Source organism: Streptomyces sp. NBC_01190 (assembly GCF_045039895.1).
Taxonomy (GTDB): Bacteria; Actinomycetota; Actinomycetes; order Streptomycetales; family Streptomycetaceae; genus Actinacidiphila.
This window is the reverse complement of sequence record NZ_CP108580.1, coordinates 2206621-2221350: the sequence shown is the minus strand read 5'-3', so window position 1 is coordinate 2221350 and position 14730 is coordinate 2206621. Positions and strand designations below refer to the sequence as shown.

Annotated in this window: 14 protein-coding genes; 8 read left to right on the top strand and 6 right to left on the bottom strand. The window is 72.0% G+C overall.

All coding sequences use genetic code 11. From position 1 onward, the window contains the following. The 3 genes from OG519_RS09465 to ppdK all read left to right on the top strand — a co-directional run bounded on the left by OG519_RS09465 (position 1) and on the right by ppdK (position 5039). Positions 1–495, top strand: a complete 495-nt coding sequence (locus tag OG519_RS09465; protein WP_405581187.1) for a MarR family winged helix-turn-helix transcriptional regulator — start codon at positions 1–3, stop codon at positions 493–495. A gap of 103 nt (positions 496–598) precedes the next feature. After that, positions 599–1837: a tRNA dihydrouridine synthase DusB gene (gene dusB / locus OG519_RS09460; RefSeq protein ID WP_405581185.1), complete on the top strand. Its 1239-nt coding sequence runs from the start codon at positions 599–601 to the stop codon at positions 1835–1837. Between the two features lie 385 nt (positions 1838–2222). Then, positions 2223–5039 carry a pyruvate, phosphate dikinase gene (gene ppdK / locus OG519_RS09455; protein ID WP_405581183.1) on the top strand — a complete coding sequence of 939 codons (2817 nt, stop codon included), beginning with the start codon at positions 2223–2225 and terminating at the stop codon, positions 5037–5039. A 39-nt stretch (positions 5040–5078) separates the two neighbouring features. On the opposite strand, the gene OG519_RS09450 is transcribed toward ppdK, so the two are convergent. From OG519_RS09450 to OG519_RS09440, 3 genes are read right to left on the bottom strand one after another with little or no spacing between them, the layout of a single operon-like run. Continuing rightward, positions 5079–6182: a Scr1 family TA system antitoxin-like transcriptional regulator gene (locus tag OG519_RS09450; protein WP_405581181.1), complete on the bottom strand. Its 1104-nt coding sequence runs from the start codon at positions 6180–6182 to the stop codon at positions 5079–5081. 17 nt (positions 6183–6199) lie between these two features. Further along, entirely contained in the window at positions 6200–6715 is a 516-nt protein-coding gene (locus tag OG519_RS09445; protein ID WP_405581178.1) for a DUF6879 family protein, read from the bottom strand. Beyond that, the gene (locus OG519_RS09440) at positions 6690–6923 is read right to left on the bottom strand and encodes a hypothetical protein (protein WP_405581175.1); all 234 of its coding nucleotides are present in this window, start codon (positions 6921–6923) and stop codon (positions 6690–6692) included. The genes OG519_RS09445 and OG519_RS09440 overlap by 26 nt, the downstream gene beginning before the upstream one ends. A 351-nt stretch (positions 6924–7274) precedes the next feature. On the opposite strand from OG519_RS09440, the gene OG519_RS09435 reads away from it, so the two are divergent. Next, positions 7275–7724, top strand: coding sequence for a lamin tail domain-containing protein (locus tag OG519_RS09435; RefSeq protein ID WP_405581173.1), 450 nt, complete (start codon positions 7275–7277; stop codon positions 7722–7724). Positions 7725–7867: 143 nt separating this feature from the next. Here the strand turns inward: OG519_RS09435 and OG519_RS09430 are convergent, their stop codons facing one another. Then, a complete protein-coding gene (locus OG519_RS09430; RefSeq protein ID WP_405581171.1) occupies positions 7868–8593 on the bottom strand; it encodes a DUF4230 domain-containing protein in 726 nt (241 codons plus the stop codon). Between the two features lie 408 nt (positions 8594–9001). Here OG519_RS09430 and OG519_RS09425 point away from each other — a divergent pair, with 408 nt between their 5' ends. From OG519_RS09425 to OG519_RS09415, 3 genes are all read left to right on the top strand, one after another. Then, on the top strand, positions 9002–10063 hold the full coding sequence (locus OG519_RS09425; RefSeq protein WP_405581168.1) for a LacI family DNA-binding transcriptional regulator: 1062 nt from the start codon (positions 9002–9004) through the stop codon (positions 10061–10063). Between the two features lie 69 nt (positions 10064–10132). Next, positions 10133–10744 carry an isochorismatase family protein gene (locus tag OG519_RS09420; RefSeq protein ID WP_405581165.1) on the top strand — a complete coding sequence of 204 codons (612 nt, stop codon included), beginning with the start codon at positions 10133–10135 and terminating at the stop codon, positions 10742–10744. Further along, positions 10741–11709, top strand: a complete 969-nt coding sequence (locus tag OG519_RS09415; protein ID WP_405581162.1) for a GlxA family transcriptional regulator — start codon at positions 10741–10743, stop codon at positions 11707–11709. Before OG519_RS09420 ends, OG519_RS09415 begins: the two co-directional genes overlap by 4 nt. A 6-nt stretch (positions 11710–11715) precedes the next feature. Here OG519_RS09415 and OG519_RS09410 read toward each other — a convergent pair whose 3' ends face one another. Continuing rightward, a complete protein-coding gene (locus OG519_RS09410) occupies positions 11716–12198 on the bottom strand; it encodes an OsmC family protein (protein WP_405581160.1) in 483 nt (160 codons plus the stop codon). Positions 12199–12330: 132 nt separating this feature from the next. Then, positions 12331–13053 (bottom strand): vancomycin high temperature exclusion protein, encoded by a 723-nt coding sequence (locus OG519_RS09405; protein ID WP_405592592.1) that lies wholly within the window; start codon positions 13051–13053, stop codon positions 12331–12333. A gap of 263 nt (positions 13054–13316) precedes the next feature. Here OG519_RS09405 and OG519_RS09400 point away from each other — a divergent pair, with 263 nt between their 5' ends. Next, entirely contained in the window at positions 13317–14660 is a 1344-nt protein-coding gene (locus tag OG519_RS09400) for a deoxyguanosinetriphosphate triphosphohydrolase (RefSeq protein WP_405581157.1), read from the top strand. Positions 14661–14730 lie beyond the last annotated feature (70 nt).

The window sequence follows — 14730 nt, the reverse complement described above, 5'->3', positions numbered from 1 at the left end:
ATGACCACGACGAACGCCCCCCGTGACAGCGCGGCCAGCGCGGCCGACGCCGGCGGTGCCGGCGGCGCCGGCGGCGCAACCGCGGCGGACACCGCCGAACGCGTCTGGGACAACCTGCGCTCCCTGGTCCTCGGGCGCAACGAGCGCCGCAAGGAGGCCGCCGAGGCGCTCGGTATGAGCTTCTTCCGGGTCAAGGTGCTGCGCCGGGTCGCCGCCGCGCCGGCCCGGCTGAGCGAACTCGCCGCCGAACTGTCCTCCGACCGTCCGTACACCACGCTGGTCGTGGACGATCTCGCCAAGCGCGGTCTGGTCGAGCGCCGCCCGCACCCCACCGACGGTCGCTGCAAGATCGTGTCGGCCACCGCGGCGGGCCACGCCGCCGCGGACCGCGCCAACGCCATTCTCGGCACCCCGCCCGCCTCGCTGCGCGCCCTGCCCGCCGAAGACCTCGCGGCCCTGGACCGGATCGCGGCGGCCTTGGCGGCGGCGGAGTAGTCCGGAGACTTGCCGAGCGGTCCGGCCGGGGGTGGGCGGGGTTGTCGCCAGGGGTGGGGGCGGGGGCCGCGGGCGGCTCGCCGGATACGGGACAATGGACCCCATGACCGCTGAAGCCACCCTGGCCCCGCCCGCGTCGGGCGCCCTCCGGATCGGCCCGCACACCGTGTGGCCGCCGGTGGTGCTCGCGCCGATGGCCGGTATCACCAACGCGCCGTTCCGCACCCTCTGCCGGGAATTCGCCCAGGGCGTCGGCGGGTTCGGGGACCGCGCGGCGGCCGTCGACGGGTCGGCGCGGACGGCCGCCGCCGGCCGGAGCGTCAAGGGGCTCTTCGTCAGCGAGATGATCACCACCCGCGCGCTGGTCGAACGCAATGAGAAGACCATGCAGCTCATCCACTTCGACGCCGCCGAGACCCCGCGCTCCATCCAGCTCTACGGCGTGGATCCGGAGACCGTCGGCAGGGCGGTCCGGATGATCGTGGCCGAGGACCTGGCGGACCACATCGACCTCAACTTCGGCTGTCCGGTGCCGAAGGTGACCCGCAAGGGCGGCGGCTCCGCGCTGCCCTTCAAGCGGAATCTGCTGCGGTCCATCCTGCGCGAGGCGGTCGGCAACGCCGGGGATCTGCCCGTCACCATCAAGATGCGCAAAGGCATCGACGACGAGCACCTCACCTATCTCGACGCCGGCCGGATCGCCGTCGAGGAGGGCGTCACCGCGGTCGCGCTGCACGGCCGTACCGCCGCCGAGCACTACGGCGGGACCGCCGACTGGTCGGCGATCGCCCGCCTCAAGGAGCACGTCCCGGAGATCCCGGTGCTGGGCAACGGCGACATCTGGTGCGCCGAGGACGCGGCGCGGATGATGCGGGAGACCGGCTGTGACGGTGTGGTGGTCGGCCGCGGCTGCCTGGGCCGGCCCTGGCTCTTCGCCGACCTGGTGGCGGCCTTCGAACCCGGCGGCGACCAGGCGCCGGCGGCGCCGGACTTCGGGCAGGTGGCCGTGGTGATGCGGCGGCACGCCGAGCTGCTCGGGCAGTGGATCGGCGACGAGGCACGCGGGGTGATCGACTTCCGCAAGCACGTCCCCTGGTACACCAAGGGGTTCGCGGTCGGCTCCGACCTGCGCCGCGCCCTGGCCACCGCCTCCTCGCTCGCCGAACTCGACGATCTGCTCGGCAAGCTGGACCACGACCAGCCGTGGCCCGCGCACGCCGACGGCCCGCGCGGCCGTACCGCCGCGGGCAAGCGGGTGGTGCTGCCGGACGGCTGGCTCGACGACCCGTACGCGTGCGCGGCGCTGAGCGAGGACGCGGAGGCGGACAGCTCCGGCGGCTGAGGCAGGGCTGCTCGACCTGCCTGGCCTGCCCGGCGGCACGCGCCCGCCGCGTCATCATCTTGACGCAGCCTCCCTACGCCCATTGACGGAGGCAGGGCGCCGCGCGGCACGTGATTCCTGTCACGCTTGAGGCTTGTGCTGCTCAAATGAGCGCACAGAAGAGCGCCCTACCTCTCGAATGAACGGCACTCAGTGCCATCCCGGTTGTCTCCAAGCACGCTCCCGCCGCCCCCTCGATCGTCACCCAGCGTCAATGTCACTCGCGCGCCGCCTCGCTCTCCGGGGTCGTCCCTTCGACTCGTGAACGAAGCGCCCGGCCGCCGTTCGTCAACCCGCCGCATTCGATCTGTCGGCAGACGGGCGGTCGCACCCGTGTGTCGTAGTGATGGACGCACTGCGGCGCCTGCGAGATGGGTACGCTCCCCGCCGTCAGGGCATCCAGCCGCAATCCGGGCCGCGAGGATCGCGAGGAGTCGAGGACCACGTGTCGGCACCACAGCAGCAAGTGAGCAACAAGAAATACGTCTACGACTTCACTGAGGGCAACAAGGACCTCAAGGATCTGCTCGGCGGGAAGGGTGCGAACCTCGCCGAGATGACCAACCTCGGCCTGCCGGTGCCGCCCGGCTTCACCATCACCACCGAGGCCTGCTGCGTCTACCTGGACTCCGGTGTGGAGCCCACGGCCCTGCGCGACGAGGTGAGTGCGCACCTCGACGCGCTGGAGCGGCGGATGGGGCGCGAACTCGGCCAGCCCGACGATCCGCTGCTGGTGTCGGTCCGCTCCGGCGCCAGGTTCTCCATGCCCGGCATGATGGACACCGTGCTCAACATCGGCCTGTCCGACGCCTCGGTGGCGGGCCTGGCCGCCCAACTCGGCGACGAGCGGTTCGCCTGGGACTCCTACCGCCGGCTGCTCCAGATGTTCGGCAGGACCGTGCTCGGCGTGGACGGCGAACTCTTCGAGGAGGCGCTGGACGAGGCGAAGCGGGCCAAGGGCGCCGACAGCGACCTCGGCCTGGACGCGGCCGATCTGCGCGCCCTGGTGGACCGTTTCAAGGCGATCGTGGCCGAGCGGGCCGGCCGCGAGTTCCCGCAGGACCCACGGGAGCAGATGGACCTGGCGATCCGGGCGGTCTTCGACTCCTGGAACACCGACCGGGCCAAGCTCTACCGCCGCCAGGAACGTATCCCCGGCGACCTCGGCACCGCCGTCACCATCTGCTCGATGGTCTTCGGCAACCTCGGCCCCGACTCCGGCACCGGCGTCGCCTTCACCCGCGACCCGGCCAGCGGCCACCAGGGCGTCTACGGCGACTACCTGCAGAACGCCCAGGGCGAGGACGTGGTGGCCGGCATCCGCAACACGGTGCCGCTCGCCGAGCTCGAACGGCTCGACCAGGCCTCGTACGCCGCGCTGATGAAGATCATGGAGACGCTGGAAACGCACTACAAGGACCTGTGCGACATCGAGTTCACCATCGAGCGCGGGCGGCTGTGGATGCTCCAGACCCGGGTGGGCAAGCGGACCGCGGCCGCCGCCTTCCGGATCGCCACCCAACTCGTCGACCAAGGGCTCATCGACGAGGCCGAGGCCCTTCAGCGGGTCAGCGGCGCGCAGCTCGCCCAGTTGATGTTCCCGCAGTTCGACCTCGCGGTGGCCGACAGCGGCAGCGTCAAGCGGATCGGCTGGGGCATCGCCGCCTCGCCCGGCGCGGCGGTCGGCAAGGCCGTCTTCGACTCGTACACCGCGGTGAAGTGGTCCCGCTCGGGTGAGCGGGTCATCCTCATCCGCCGGGAGACCAACCCCGACGACCTCAACGGGATGATCGCCGCCGAGGGCATCCTCACCTCGCGCGGCGGCAAGACCTCGCACGCCGCCGTGGTCGCCCGCGGCATGGGCAAGACCTGTGTGTGCGGCGCCGAGGAACTGGAGGTCGACACCAAGCGGCGGCGGCTGACCGCCCCCGGCGGCCTGGTGATAGAGGAGGGCGACCTCATCTCGATCGACGGCTCCACCGGCAAGGTGTACGTCGGCGAGGTGCCGGTCGAACCGTCGCCGGTGGTCGAGTACTTCGAGGGCCGGATGCACGCCGGCGCCGAGGAGGCCGGCGAACTCGTCCGCGCGGTGCACCGGATCATGGCGTACGCCGACCGGGTGCGCCGGCTGCGGGTGCGGGCCAACGCCGACAACGCCGAGGACGCCGCGCGGGCCCGCCGGTTCGGCGCGCAGGGCATCGGCCTGTGCCGTACCGAGCACATGTTCCTCGGCGAACGCCGCGAGCTGGTGGAACGCCTCATCCTCGCGGACACCGACGACGAGCGGCACCAGGCGCTCGGCGCCCTGCTGCCGTTGCAGAAGGCCGACTTCATCGAGCTGTTCGAAGCGATGGACGGACTGCCGGTCACCGTCCGGCTGCTCGACCCGCCGCTGCACGAATTCCTGCCGGACATCACCGAGTTGTCGGTACGGGTCGCGCTGGCCGAGGCGCGCGAGGACGCCAACGAGAACGATCTGCGGCTGCTCCAGGCCGTCCACAAGCTCCATGAGTCCAACCCGATGCTGGGGCTGCGCGGGGTGCGCCTCGGGCTGGTCGTGCCGGGTCTCTTCGCCATGCAGGTCCGGGCGATCGCGGAGGCCGCCGCGCACCGCCACTCGCTGAAGGGCGACCCGCGGCCCGAGATCATGATCCCGCTGGTCGGCACGGTCCAGGAGCTGGAGATCGTCCGGGAGGAGGCCGACCAGGTGATCGCCGACGTCGAAGCGGCCACCGGCACGTCGCTGAAGCTCACCATCGGCACCATGATCGAGCTGCCCCGGGCGGCGCTGACGGCCGGGCAGATCGCCGAGTGCGCCGAGTTCTTCTCCTTCGGCACCAACGACCTGACCCAGACGGTGTGGGGCTTCTCCCGCGACGACGTCGAGGCGTCCTTCTTCACCGCCTACCTGGAGAAGGGCATCTTCGGCGTCTCGCCGTTCGAGACCATCGACAAGGACGGGGTGGGCGCGCTGGTCCGCTCCGCGACCGAGGCCGGCCGCGCCACCCGCCCCGGCCTCAAGGTCGGCGTCTGCGGCGAGCACGGCGGCGACCCCGAGTCGGTGCACTTCTTCCACCACGCGGGCCTCGACTACGTCTCCTGCTCGCCGTTCCGTATCCCGGTCGCCCGGCTGGAGGCGGCCCGCGCCGCGGCCGGCCGATGACGCCCCCCTGACCGGACGACCTGCGGCCGTTACGGGGGATCAGCCCGTCGGCACGGCCAGCAGGCGGCTACGGAGCGGCTCGGCGGTGACCTGGTCGGCGAACTGCCACGAGTAGTCCAGGACCTCCTCCGCTTGGAGCGTGGCGACATCGGCGGCCGTGCGGAAGAGGAACCGGAAGTCGAAGTGCCGGTGGTCCGGCTCGTCCTTTGCGGGGTTGGCCGGGATGGGGTGGACGTCGATGTGCAGCGGGATCGGGCTCACGGGGGTCACCAGGCCCGGGTCGATCCCGGTCTCCTCGGCCAGCTCCCGCAGGGCGGCCCTCATGAGCGTCTCGTCGTCCTCCTCCAGGTGCCCGCCGGGGAAGAGCCACTTGCCGAGGGCCTTGTGTTCCACCAGCAGTACGCGGCCGTCGGCACGCAGCAGCAGGGCTCCGGCCGTGACGTGCCCCCGGAACTCCTTGCGCGAGGCGAAGGACTCGACGGGCCATCCGACGCCGCGCGGCAGACCCAGTGGGATGATCCCCAAGCTCACGGACGGCAGCGAGGCAATGGTGATCAGATGGCCCAGTTGTCCGGCCATGGTCTCCGCGTCACCGATGACCGTCCGCAGAACCCATTCCTCGATCACCATGGCGAAGCGGTGGTTGCCCGAGTGGAGAATCCGTTGACGGTCCATCCGCACCGCCACGGCCTCGTCGATGTCGTCCGGAACGTCCCGGAGGGTGCTGACCGTGTTGAGCACCGCACGCGTGTAGGCGTCCGTCTGGAGGAGACCGGGGACCACCCATGACTGATAGGTGCGGAAGCGGCGTGTGCGCTCGAACAGAGGACGCACAGACTCCTGGGCGCGCTTGAGTCCGGTCTGTTCCATACGGCGCCATTCGACGTACTGCCCGTCGATGCCGCGCGCGGTGGCGATGAGGTCCGGCACCTGCTCAGTCGCGTCGCAGAGCCGCGTCCATTCGCGGATGTCCGCATCGGACGGAGGTGTCTTGCCGTGTTCCAGGCGTGAGCATTTCGACTCGTGCCAGCCGGCGCGCTTGGCCAACTCCCTGCCCGTCAGACCCGACTCCTTCCGGATCTCGCGGAGACGCCGGCCGAGCGCGCGTCGGGATTCCTGGACGCTGGAGGAGGGCGACGACACTGTCCCTCTGCCCGCCCTCAGATGACCTTGTACTCAGGGTGGGGAACTGCCCGTGTCCATACGGCGGCGAAAGCATCCGCACACAGCTTCACGGCCGCCGTGTCAGTGCGTACCTCCTCGTCATCGGGGGCCAACTCACCGTCCCCGTCGAAGTGGTGGAAGACGGCAACCGCGTCGTCGAAGAGCCAGAAGTCGTTCCCCGGCAGGGCCAGATCCGATGCCCGTCGCCTGGGCAACCAGCGGATCTCCTCACCTGCGGTGACGTTGGCGCTGCTGAGGTGGTGCTCGAATCTGACGTAGTCGCTGACTGGCTCCGACACGATGCGGGCCCGCCGTACGGCAACCCCTCGCGATGTCGTGTGCGCGAAAACGGACAGCCAGGAGGTGGCCACCGTGAGGCCGGTCCGGACTCCTGCCTGCCAGGCCGCGAAGCGCGGGTCGGAGCGCATGTAGCCGTCCCGCATCTCCAGGTGCACGGCGGTGCGGGAGCAGGATCGGAGGAGATCCTCAAGAGTCGGTGCCGGGTCCGCCACTGCCGTTGACCTCCGGGAAGAACTGCATCATGCGCTTCGGGAACTCGATCACGGTCTCGTGCTCGGGGATGTCCATCTGCCGTAGACGGTCGTCGTCCAGCACCTTCCACCCCTGCAAGAGGTAGTTGTCCGTCTCATCGTCGTAATAGACGGTGGGAGACTCTCCTTCAGGGCTCTCCGGGTCCTTGCCCAGTCTGTGCAGCGTCATGATCCCCTCCGCTGTGGTCTGTGCGCGAACTGTCTCTACGGGCTTGCTCCACCCCACCTATGCGCCACACCGACTTGCACGTACTTGCACAAGGCGCACGCCCGAGGACGGAGACGATCACCGACGCCAGGATTCGTCCCAGCCGTGCCAGGGGTGTCGGCGAGGTTATGGAGAAGGATCGGCAATTCGCCGGGAGGAATGGGGCGAAGGGGCCGGTGAACGGGTCCCACCGGATGTGTCCGGGTTGTGTAACGGGCGGCAGCAAATGGCACCGGGTGGGGGGTTCGTCTCTAATCTGGGCGTCTCGCCGGGACCGCGATGGGGGGTGCCCGGCATGATCAAGGGACGTTCATGATTCGCTCTCGGATAGCCGCCGCGGCTGTCGTCGCCGCGGCCGCGGGCCTCGCGCTGGTGCCGGCGCAGGCCGGCGCCGCCACCGGCTCGGTGCATCTGTACAAGATCTACTACGACAGCCCCGGCGTCGACCGCCGCTCCAACGCGAGCCTCGACGCGGAGTACGTGCAGATCGCCAACACCACCGCGAAGGCGGTGAGCCTCAAGGGCTGGACGCTGACCGACGCCTCCAGCCACACGTACACCTTCGGCACGTACAGCCTGGGCGCGCACAAGACGGTGACCGTGCACACCGGCAAGGGCACCAACACCGCGGCCCACCGCTACCAGGGCCGGGCGGCCTACGTGTGGAACAACGACAAGGACAAGGCGGCGCTGCGCCGGCCCGGCGCCACCGTCGACACCTGTTCGTACAACTCCACCAAGGTCGACTACAAGATGTGCTGATCCCGCCGGACGCCGGCCACAGCCAGAGGGAGGGGCGGTTGCCCGCCCCTCCCTCGTGGTCCCTCGTGGACCCGCGTATCACCGCGTCCTACCTCGTGGTCCTGGCTACTTCCGCGATCGTCGCGGCCCATCGGGGGCCGCCGCTACGACGCCTTGGCCGACGGCGAGGCCGCGTGCGAGGACCCGGAAGGGGTCGGGGTCGCGGTCTGCGGCGGGCCGAAGGTGACGGTGACCTTGGTGTAGCCGAGCGAGGTCAGCATCTGCTGGAGCATGCTCCGGGTGTTGGTCTCGGCCCGGGACCCCAACTCGGTCTGCTTGGCCGCGTCCTGGATCTTCTGCGCGGCCAGCTCGTCGAGCTGCTGCGTGTTGCCGGGGTCGCTGCCGAAGAAGTCACCGACCCGGTCGAAGAAGCCGCGCGACTGCGAGACCACGTAGGAGTGCTTGGTGTCGAGCGACGTCCGCTCCAGGGCCGCGTGCGGCAGCCGTATCGTCGCGGTCTTGCGGTCGTCCGAGACCGTCACCGCGTTGTCGCCTATCGAGCCGAAGTCCACGTACGCGTCCACGCTGCCCGCTCCGACGTAGAGCGTGCGCTTGCCGCGGACGAAGTCCGGCAGGAACTTGGCGTCCTTGTCCAGGTCCACCACCACTTCGAAGTTGCCGCTCGCACCCTCGAAGCGGTTCATGTCCTGAATCGACTTCAGCAGCACCGGTCCGCTGCGGTCCGTGGTCTTCTCCTCGAAAGGATTGGGGATGCCCGGCAGCAAGTCAGCCCGCCCGAGCAGAAAGAAGAGCAGGCCGATGCCCACCACTCCGATGACAATCTTCGCCCACCACGGTGTACGGGTCACCGCGATCTGCTGCGTCTCCATGACACACCTCCTCATCCGCTCAATTACCCCCCAGAGCTGGGGTTATGGCGGTCACTGGCCTCCAGAGGGTACCCGTTGCCCAGTCGTTGGGCGGCCAAGACGCCGGTGTTACACCTGTGACGTCCGCGTAGCCGAACGGCCGCCGGGACGGGCGACGGTTTCGGCAGAAAACAGCCAAGAGCAGCAAGAACGGCCAAGGCCGCGAAGGAGGATGAAGGCCCCGGTCCGCCCCCGGGCGTCGCCATGACCGCCCGGGGAGCCCCTGTCCCACCCCAGGTCGCCTGCCCCGGACCGCCCTCCCCAACCGCCCGGCCGCCCTCGCCAGCCGCCCCGGCCGCCCTCGCCAACCGCCCCGACCGCCCGGTCACCCGCCCCGTCACCCGCCCCGACCCGGCTACGATCGCTGCCATGAGCGCCGCCAGCGTTTCGCAACCCCGTGATGACCAGCCCGGGCCCGCCGCCGACGGCGCCACCACCACGCTCGCCGAGATCGCCAGAGCGGCGGGCGTCTCCGCGCCGACCGTCTCGAAGGTCCTCAACGGCCGGGGCGATGTGTCCCCAGCCACCCGCAGCCGGGTCGAGGAACTCCTGCTCCGGCACGGCTACCAGCGGCGGCGCGGCAGCCTCCAGGCGGCGCCGCTGCTCGACCTGGTCTTCAACGAGCTGGAGAGCTCCTGGGCGATGGAGGTCATCCGCGGGGTGGAGAACGTGGCCAGGCAGGAGGGGCTGAGCGTGGTCCTGTCCGAGTCGGCCGGCCGGCTCGTCCCCGGCCAGACCTGGGTGGACGGGGTGCTCGCCCGCCGCCCCACCGGGGTCATCCTGGTGCTCTCCGGCCTCGCCCCGGCCCAGCGCGCCCAACTCACCAGCAGGGACATCCCGTTCGTGGTCCTCGACCCGGCCGGCGACCCCGGCGACGACGTCCCGGCCATCGGCGCCACCAACTGGCAGGGCGGCCTTGCCGCCACCCGCCACCTGCTGGAACTCGGCCACCGCAGGATCGGGGTGATCGGCGGCCCGGCCGGCGTCATGTGCAGCAGGGCCCGGATCGACGGCTACCGGGCCGCGCTGGAGACCGCGGGCGTGGCCTTCGACCCGGCCCTGGTCAGGACCGGCGACTTCCACCACGAGGCCGGCTACACCGAGGGGCTGGCGCTGCTGCGGATGCCCGACCGCCCCACCGCCGTCTTCACCGGCAACGACCTCCAGGCGCTGGGGCTGTACGAGGCGGCGCGCGAGTCGGGGCTCGGGGTGCCGGGCGATCTCAGCGTGGTGGGCTTCGACGACCTGCCGCTGGCCCGCTGGATCAGTCCGCCGCTGACGACCGTACGGCAGCCGCTCACCGAGATGGCCGAGGCGGCGGCCCGGCTGGTGCTCGATCTCGGCCGGGGCCGGCGGCCGGGCACACTGCGGATGGATCTGTCCACCCGGCTGGTGGAGCGGGCGAGCAGCGCGCCGCCGCGCGGCGCGTGACCGGATCGGTCCGCCCCGGGGCGCGATCATGTCTACCCTGAAAGGTCACACCGCCCGCAGGATCGGACCATGACCGCAAAGGAAACGAAGAAGAACACCGACACCGCGCTTCTCGTCATCGACGTCCAGGAGTCCTTCCGGCAGCGGGAGGGCTGGCAGGCCGTCTCCGACCCCGAGGTGGCGGAAAAGGTCGGCGAACTGGTCGACTTCGCCCGCGGCCGGGGCGACCTGGTGATCTGGGTGCTGCACGCCGAGGCCGGCAGCGACACCGTCTTCGACCCGGCGCTCGGCCATGTCCGGCTGATCGAGGGGCTGTCGGCGCAGGCGGGCGAGCCGGTGCTCACCAAGACCGCGCACAACGCCTTCACCACCACCAACCTCCAGCAGATCCTCACCGAACGCGGCATCCGCGCCCTGATCACCTGCGGCATCCGCACCGAGCAGTGCGTCGAGACCACCACCCGGCTCGCCTCCGACCTCGGCTACGACGTCACCTTCGTCGCGGACGCCACCGCCACCGAGCCGATCCCGGACCCCGGCGCGCCCGCGGGCCGCTCGCTCGCCGAGGTGCTGGCCGATCCGCTGACGCTGCCGCCGGCGCAGATCATCGAGCGGACGCGGTACGCGCTGGCCGGCCGCTTCGCCACCGTGACCACCGTCAAGGAGCTGACCGGATCGTGACCGAGGTCGTCTTCCTGCTGGTGCCGCGGCTGCATCTGCTCGATCTGGCGGGCCCCGCCCAGGTGTTCTCCACCGCGGCGGATCAGGGCCTGGACTATCGGCTGCACTACGTCGCCGAGCGGGAAGACGTCCCCAGCGCACAAGGGCTGGCGCTGCGGGCCGCCACCGATTGGCCCGCGCTGTCGGCCGCCGACCTCCTCGTCGTGCCGGGCTGGCGGTCGCCCACCCTGCACGACACCGGCCCGCTGAGCGCCGGGACGCTGGCGCGGCTGCGCGCCCACCACGCGGCCGGCGGCACCGTCGCCAGCGTCTGCGCGGGCGCCGACGCGCTCGGCCGGGCCGGGCTGCTCGACGGCCGGCGCTGCACCACCCACCACGACGTCCAGGAGGAACTCGCCCGCCGCTACCCGCGCGCCTGCGTGGTGCGGGACGTGCTCTACGTGGTCGACGGCCGGATCATCACCTCGGCCGGTATCGCCAGCGGCATCGACCTGGCCCTGCACCTGCTGGCCGTACGGCACGGGCCGGCCGCCGCGGCGCGGGTCGCCCGGCAGATGGTCGTCTACGCCCGCCGCAACGGCGACGAACAGCAGGCCAGCGCGATGCTGCGGCACCGCGGCCACGTCAGCGACGCCGTGCACCGCGCCCAGGACGTCATCGACGCCCGGTTCACCGACCGCCTCGCCCTCGCCGAGCTGGCCGCCCGCATCGGCCTCAGCGAACGTACCCTGACCCGCCGCTTCGCCGCCTGTACCGGCCTGACCCCACTGCGCTACCAGCAGGAACTCCGCCTGGAGCGCGCCCAGCACCTCGTCTGCCAGGGCGTCACCCTCGAATCGGCCGCCCGCGCCGTCGGCTTCCAGGACGCCCGGATGCTCCGCCGCCTGCGCGCCCGTACCACCGAGCCCCCGCTCGCCCCGGCGGCCGGTCCGCTGCCGTCCGCTTCGCCGGACGGCTCGCGCTGACCGGGCTCAGTCGGTCGCGACCGTCACCGTGGGCAGGTGGCGGACCGGGAAGTTGACGGAGTTGGCGATGAAGCAGAGCCGGTTCGCCTCCCCGTGGAGGGACTGGGCCTTCTCGGCCATCTCGGCGGCGGCCACCGTCACCGCCGGGCGCAGCACGGCCTCGGTGAAGTGGCCGCCGCCGTCGCCGGTCTCCTCCATCGTGCCGCCGGCCCGGTCGGTGTAGGCGGTAACCACGACCCCGTTGACCGCGCAGACGTGCAGATACGACAGCAGGTGGCACTGGGCGAGCGCGGCCAGCAGCAGCTGCTCCGGATTCCAGCGGGCCGCGTCGCCGCGGAAGGTCCGGTCGGCGGAACCGAGGATGGTCGGCACGCCGGGCGCGGACACCTGGTGGTCCCGGCTGTACGAGCGGTAAGTGCTGGTGCCGAGGCCGAGGTTGCCGGTCCAGACGACCTCGGTCTCGTAGGTGTGCTGCCTCGCTGACGGCATCGGCTCAGGTCCTCTTTGTCCGGTCGTTCCGGTCGTTCGGCCGCGGTTCGGTCGTTGGCCGCGGCGCACCCCACGCACGACTCCTACGGAAAGGGTACGAGAGCCGCCCCCCGTAGCGGCGCGCCGCGGCGATCAGGGCGCCGGCGGGGCGGCCAGCGCCCGGGCCACCCCGTTCTCGCGCGGACCGAGGAAGTGCGGGGCCGGCTTCAGCAGCGCGTCCAGCGCCGCCTTGTCCGCCGCCAGCAACTCCCGCGCCCCGCCCGCGTACCAGGTCACATCGTGCGGCTCGGCCACGCCGATCCCGTACGCGTCGATGCCGGCGGCGGCGCACAGCGCCAGCGCCCTGCGGATGTGGAAGTCCTGGCTGACCAGCACCGCGCGGTCCACTCCGAAGATCCGCCTGGCCCGGTCGCAGGAGTCCCAGGTGTCGAAGCCGGCGTAGTCGAGCACCACCTTGTCCCGGGGGACGCCGTGCCCGGCCAGATAGCTCCGCATCGCGCCGGGCTCGTTGTAGGATGTCCTGCTGTTGTCTCCGGTCACCAGCACCACCCGCACCTTCCCCGCCGCGAAGAGGCGGGCGGCCGCGTCCAGCCGGTGGGCGAGATACGGCGACGGGCGGTCGCCCCACAGCCCGGCGCCGAACACCACCGCCACCGGCTCGCTCGGCACGTCCGCCTCCGACCGCACCCGGTCGCCCGCGCCGAGCCGCAGCCAGGTCGCGGGCAGCAGGGCGACGACGCAGACGGCGGCGGCCACCCGGACCAGCCCCCGCCGCCCGCGCCGCGTACCCACCAGCCGGGCCCAGCGTCCGCGCGCTCCCAGCCGGCCCCGGGCCCGTTCCGCCCACCCCCGCATGTCCATCGCCTGTTCCCCTCGTGAACGCCGTCCCCGGATCGCCCTCCTTGATCGACGGGCCGGAACGCGGGCCGGTTCCACTCCGGGCGCCTCGGCCCGGTCCGGGCCCCTCCGCCGGGGCCTCTCCGTCGGGGCCGGCGTCCAGGCGAGTTCGGGCCCGCCAGGACGAGACTCACGCGCCGACCGGGCTGACCGGGCTGCTCGGGCTGATCCGCACCCGTACGCGTCGCTTCCCCGCGCCGGAGCCGGTTACCGTCGTGACCATGCAAGGCAACAACCGGCCGCCCGGCGTGGCCACCGCGCACCCGGGACCGTACGAGCGCCAGGGACCCTACGGCCGGGCCGATCTGGAGCGCTATGTGCCCGAGCCGGACAAGCGGCCCGGGCGGACCGCCTTCCAGCGGGACCGGGCCAGGGTGCTGCACTCGGCGGCGCTGCGCAGGCTGGCCGGCAAGACCCAGGTCGTCGACCCGGGGGTGGGCCCGGCCGCCGCGACGGACACCAGCCCGCGGACCCGGCTCACCCACTCGCTGGAGTGCGCGCAGGTCGGCCGCGAACTGGGCGCCGCGCTCGGCTGCGACCCCGACCTGGTGGAGACCGCGTGCCTCGCCCACGACCTCGGGCATCCGCCGTTCGGCCACAACGGGGAGATGGTGCTGGCCGAGTTCGCCGCCGACTGCGGGGGGTTCGAGGGCAACGCCCAGAGTCTGCGGCTGCTGACCCGGATCGAGCCGAAACGTTTCGTGACCGGACCCGACGGGGAAGCCGGCGACGGCGGCCTGATCAGCGTCGGGCTCAACCTCACCCGGGCCGCCCTGGACGCCGCCACCAAGTACCCCTGGCCGCGCGGCGCCCACCCCACCACGCCCGGCAGCCCCAAGTTCGGTGTGTACGAGGACGATCTGCCGGTCTTCGGGTGGCTGCGCCAGGGGGCCCCCGAGCACACCCGCTGCTTCGAGGCGCAGGTCATGGACTGGGCGGACGACGTGGCCTACTCCGCGCACGACGTCGAGGACGGCCTCCAGGCAGGCCACATCGACCCGCGGGCGCTGCGGTCCGGCCCCGAGCGCGCCGAGGTCTTCGGCTGCGCCGCCGCCCGCTACGCGCCGCCCGGCACCGATCCGGCCGAACTGGCCGCCGCGCTCGACCGGCTGCTCGGCCAGCCCTGGTGGCCGGCGCGCTACGACGGCAGCGCGCTCGACCAGGCGCGGCTGAAGGACGCGGCGTCCCAGCTCATCGGCCGGTTCTGCCTCGCCGCCGAGACCGCCACCCGGGACCGCCACGGCACGGCCCGGCTCACCCGGTACGGCGCCGAACTCGTGGTGCCCCGCGAACAGCGGCTCGAATGCGCGGTGCTGAAGGCGGTCGCCGACCGCTACGTGATGCAGCGTGCCGCCCAGGCGCGGCGGCGCGCCGAGCAGCGGGTGGTCATCGGTGAGCTGGCGCACACCCTGCTCGCCCGGGCGCCGGAGGGGCTCGACCCGCAGTTCAGGGCGGCGTTCGAGGCGGCGGCCGACGACCGCGGGCGGCGCCGCGCGGTGGTGGACCAGATCGCGTCCTTGACGGACGCGGCGGCGACGCTGCTGCACGCCCGGCTGACGTCCTGAGGCCGCTGAGCCTCCCCGGCGGACCGGGTTGTCCACAGGGGCGGCCGTCGGGCCCAGCGGAACCACGGGC

Bases quoted from the DNA above. Each gene is read 5' to 3' on its own strand.
- OG519_RS09465 (WP_405581187.1), top strand. From the start codon at position 1: ATGACCACGACGAACGCCCCCCGTGACAGCGCGGCCAGCGCGGCCGAC.
- dusB (WP_405581185.1), top strand. From the start codon at position 599: ATGACCGCTGAAGCCACCCTGGCCCCGCCCGCGTCGGGCGCCCTCCGG.
- ppdK (WP_405581183.1), top strand. From the start codon at position 2,223: ATGGACGCACTGCGGCGCCTGCGAGATGGGTACGCTCCCCGCCGTCAG.
- OG519_RS09440 (WP_405581175.1), bottom strand. From the start codon at position 6,923: ATGACGCTGCACAGACTGGGCAAGGACCCGGAGAGCCCTGAAGGAGAG.
- OG519_RS09435 (WP_405581173.1), top strand. From the start codon at position 7,275: ATGATTCGCTCTCGGATAGCCGCCGCGGCTGTCGTCGCCGCGGCCGCG.
- OG519_RS09430 (WP_405581171.1), bottom strand. From the start codon at position 8,593: ATGGAGACGCAGCAGATCGCGGTGACCCGTACACCGTGGTGGGCGAAG.
- OG519_RS09425 (WP_405581168.1), top strand. From the start codon at position 9,002: ATGAGCGCCGCCAGCGTTTCGCAACCCCGTGATGACCAGCCCGGGCCC.
- OG519_RS09420 (WP_405581165.1), top strand. From the start codon at position 10,133: ATGACCGCAAAGGAAACGAAGAAGAACACCGACACCGCGCTTCTCGTC.
- OG519_RS09410 (WP_405581160.1), bottom strand. From the start codon at position 12,198: ATGCCGTCAGCGAGGCAGCACACCTACGAGACCGAGGTCGTCTGGACC.
- OG519_RS09405 (WP_405592592.1), bottom strand. From the start codon at position 13,053: ATGCGGGGGTGGGCGGAACGGGCCCGGGGCCGGCTGGGAGCGCGCGGA.
- OG519_RS09400 (WP_405581157.1), top strand. From the start codon at position 13,317: ATGCAAGGCAACAACCGGCCGCCCGGCGTGGCCACCGCGCACCCGGGA.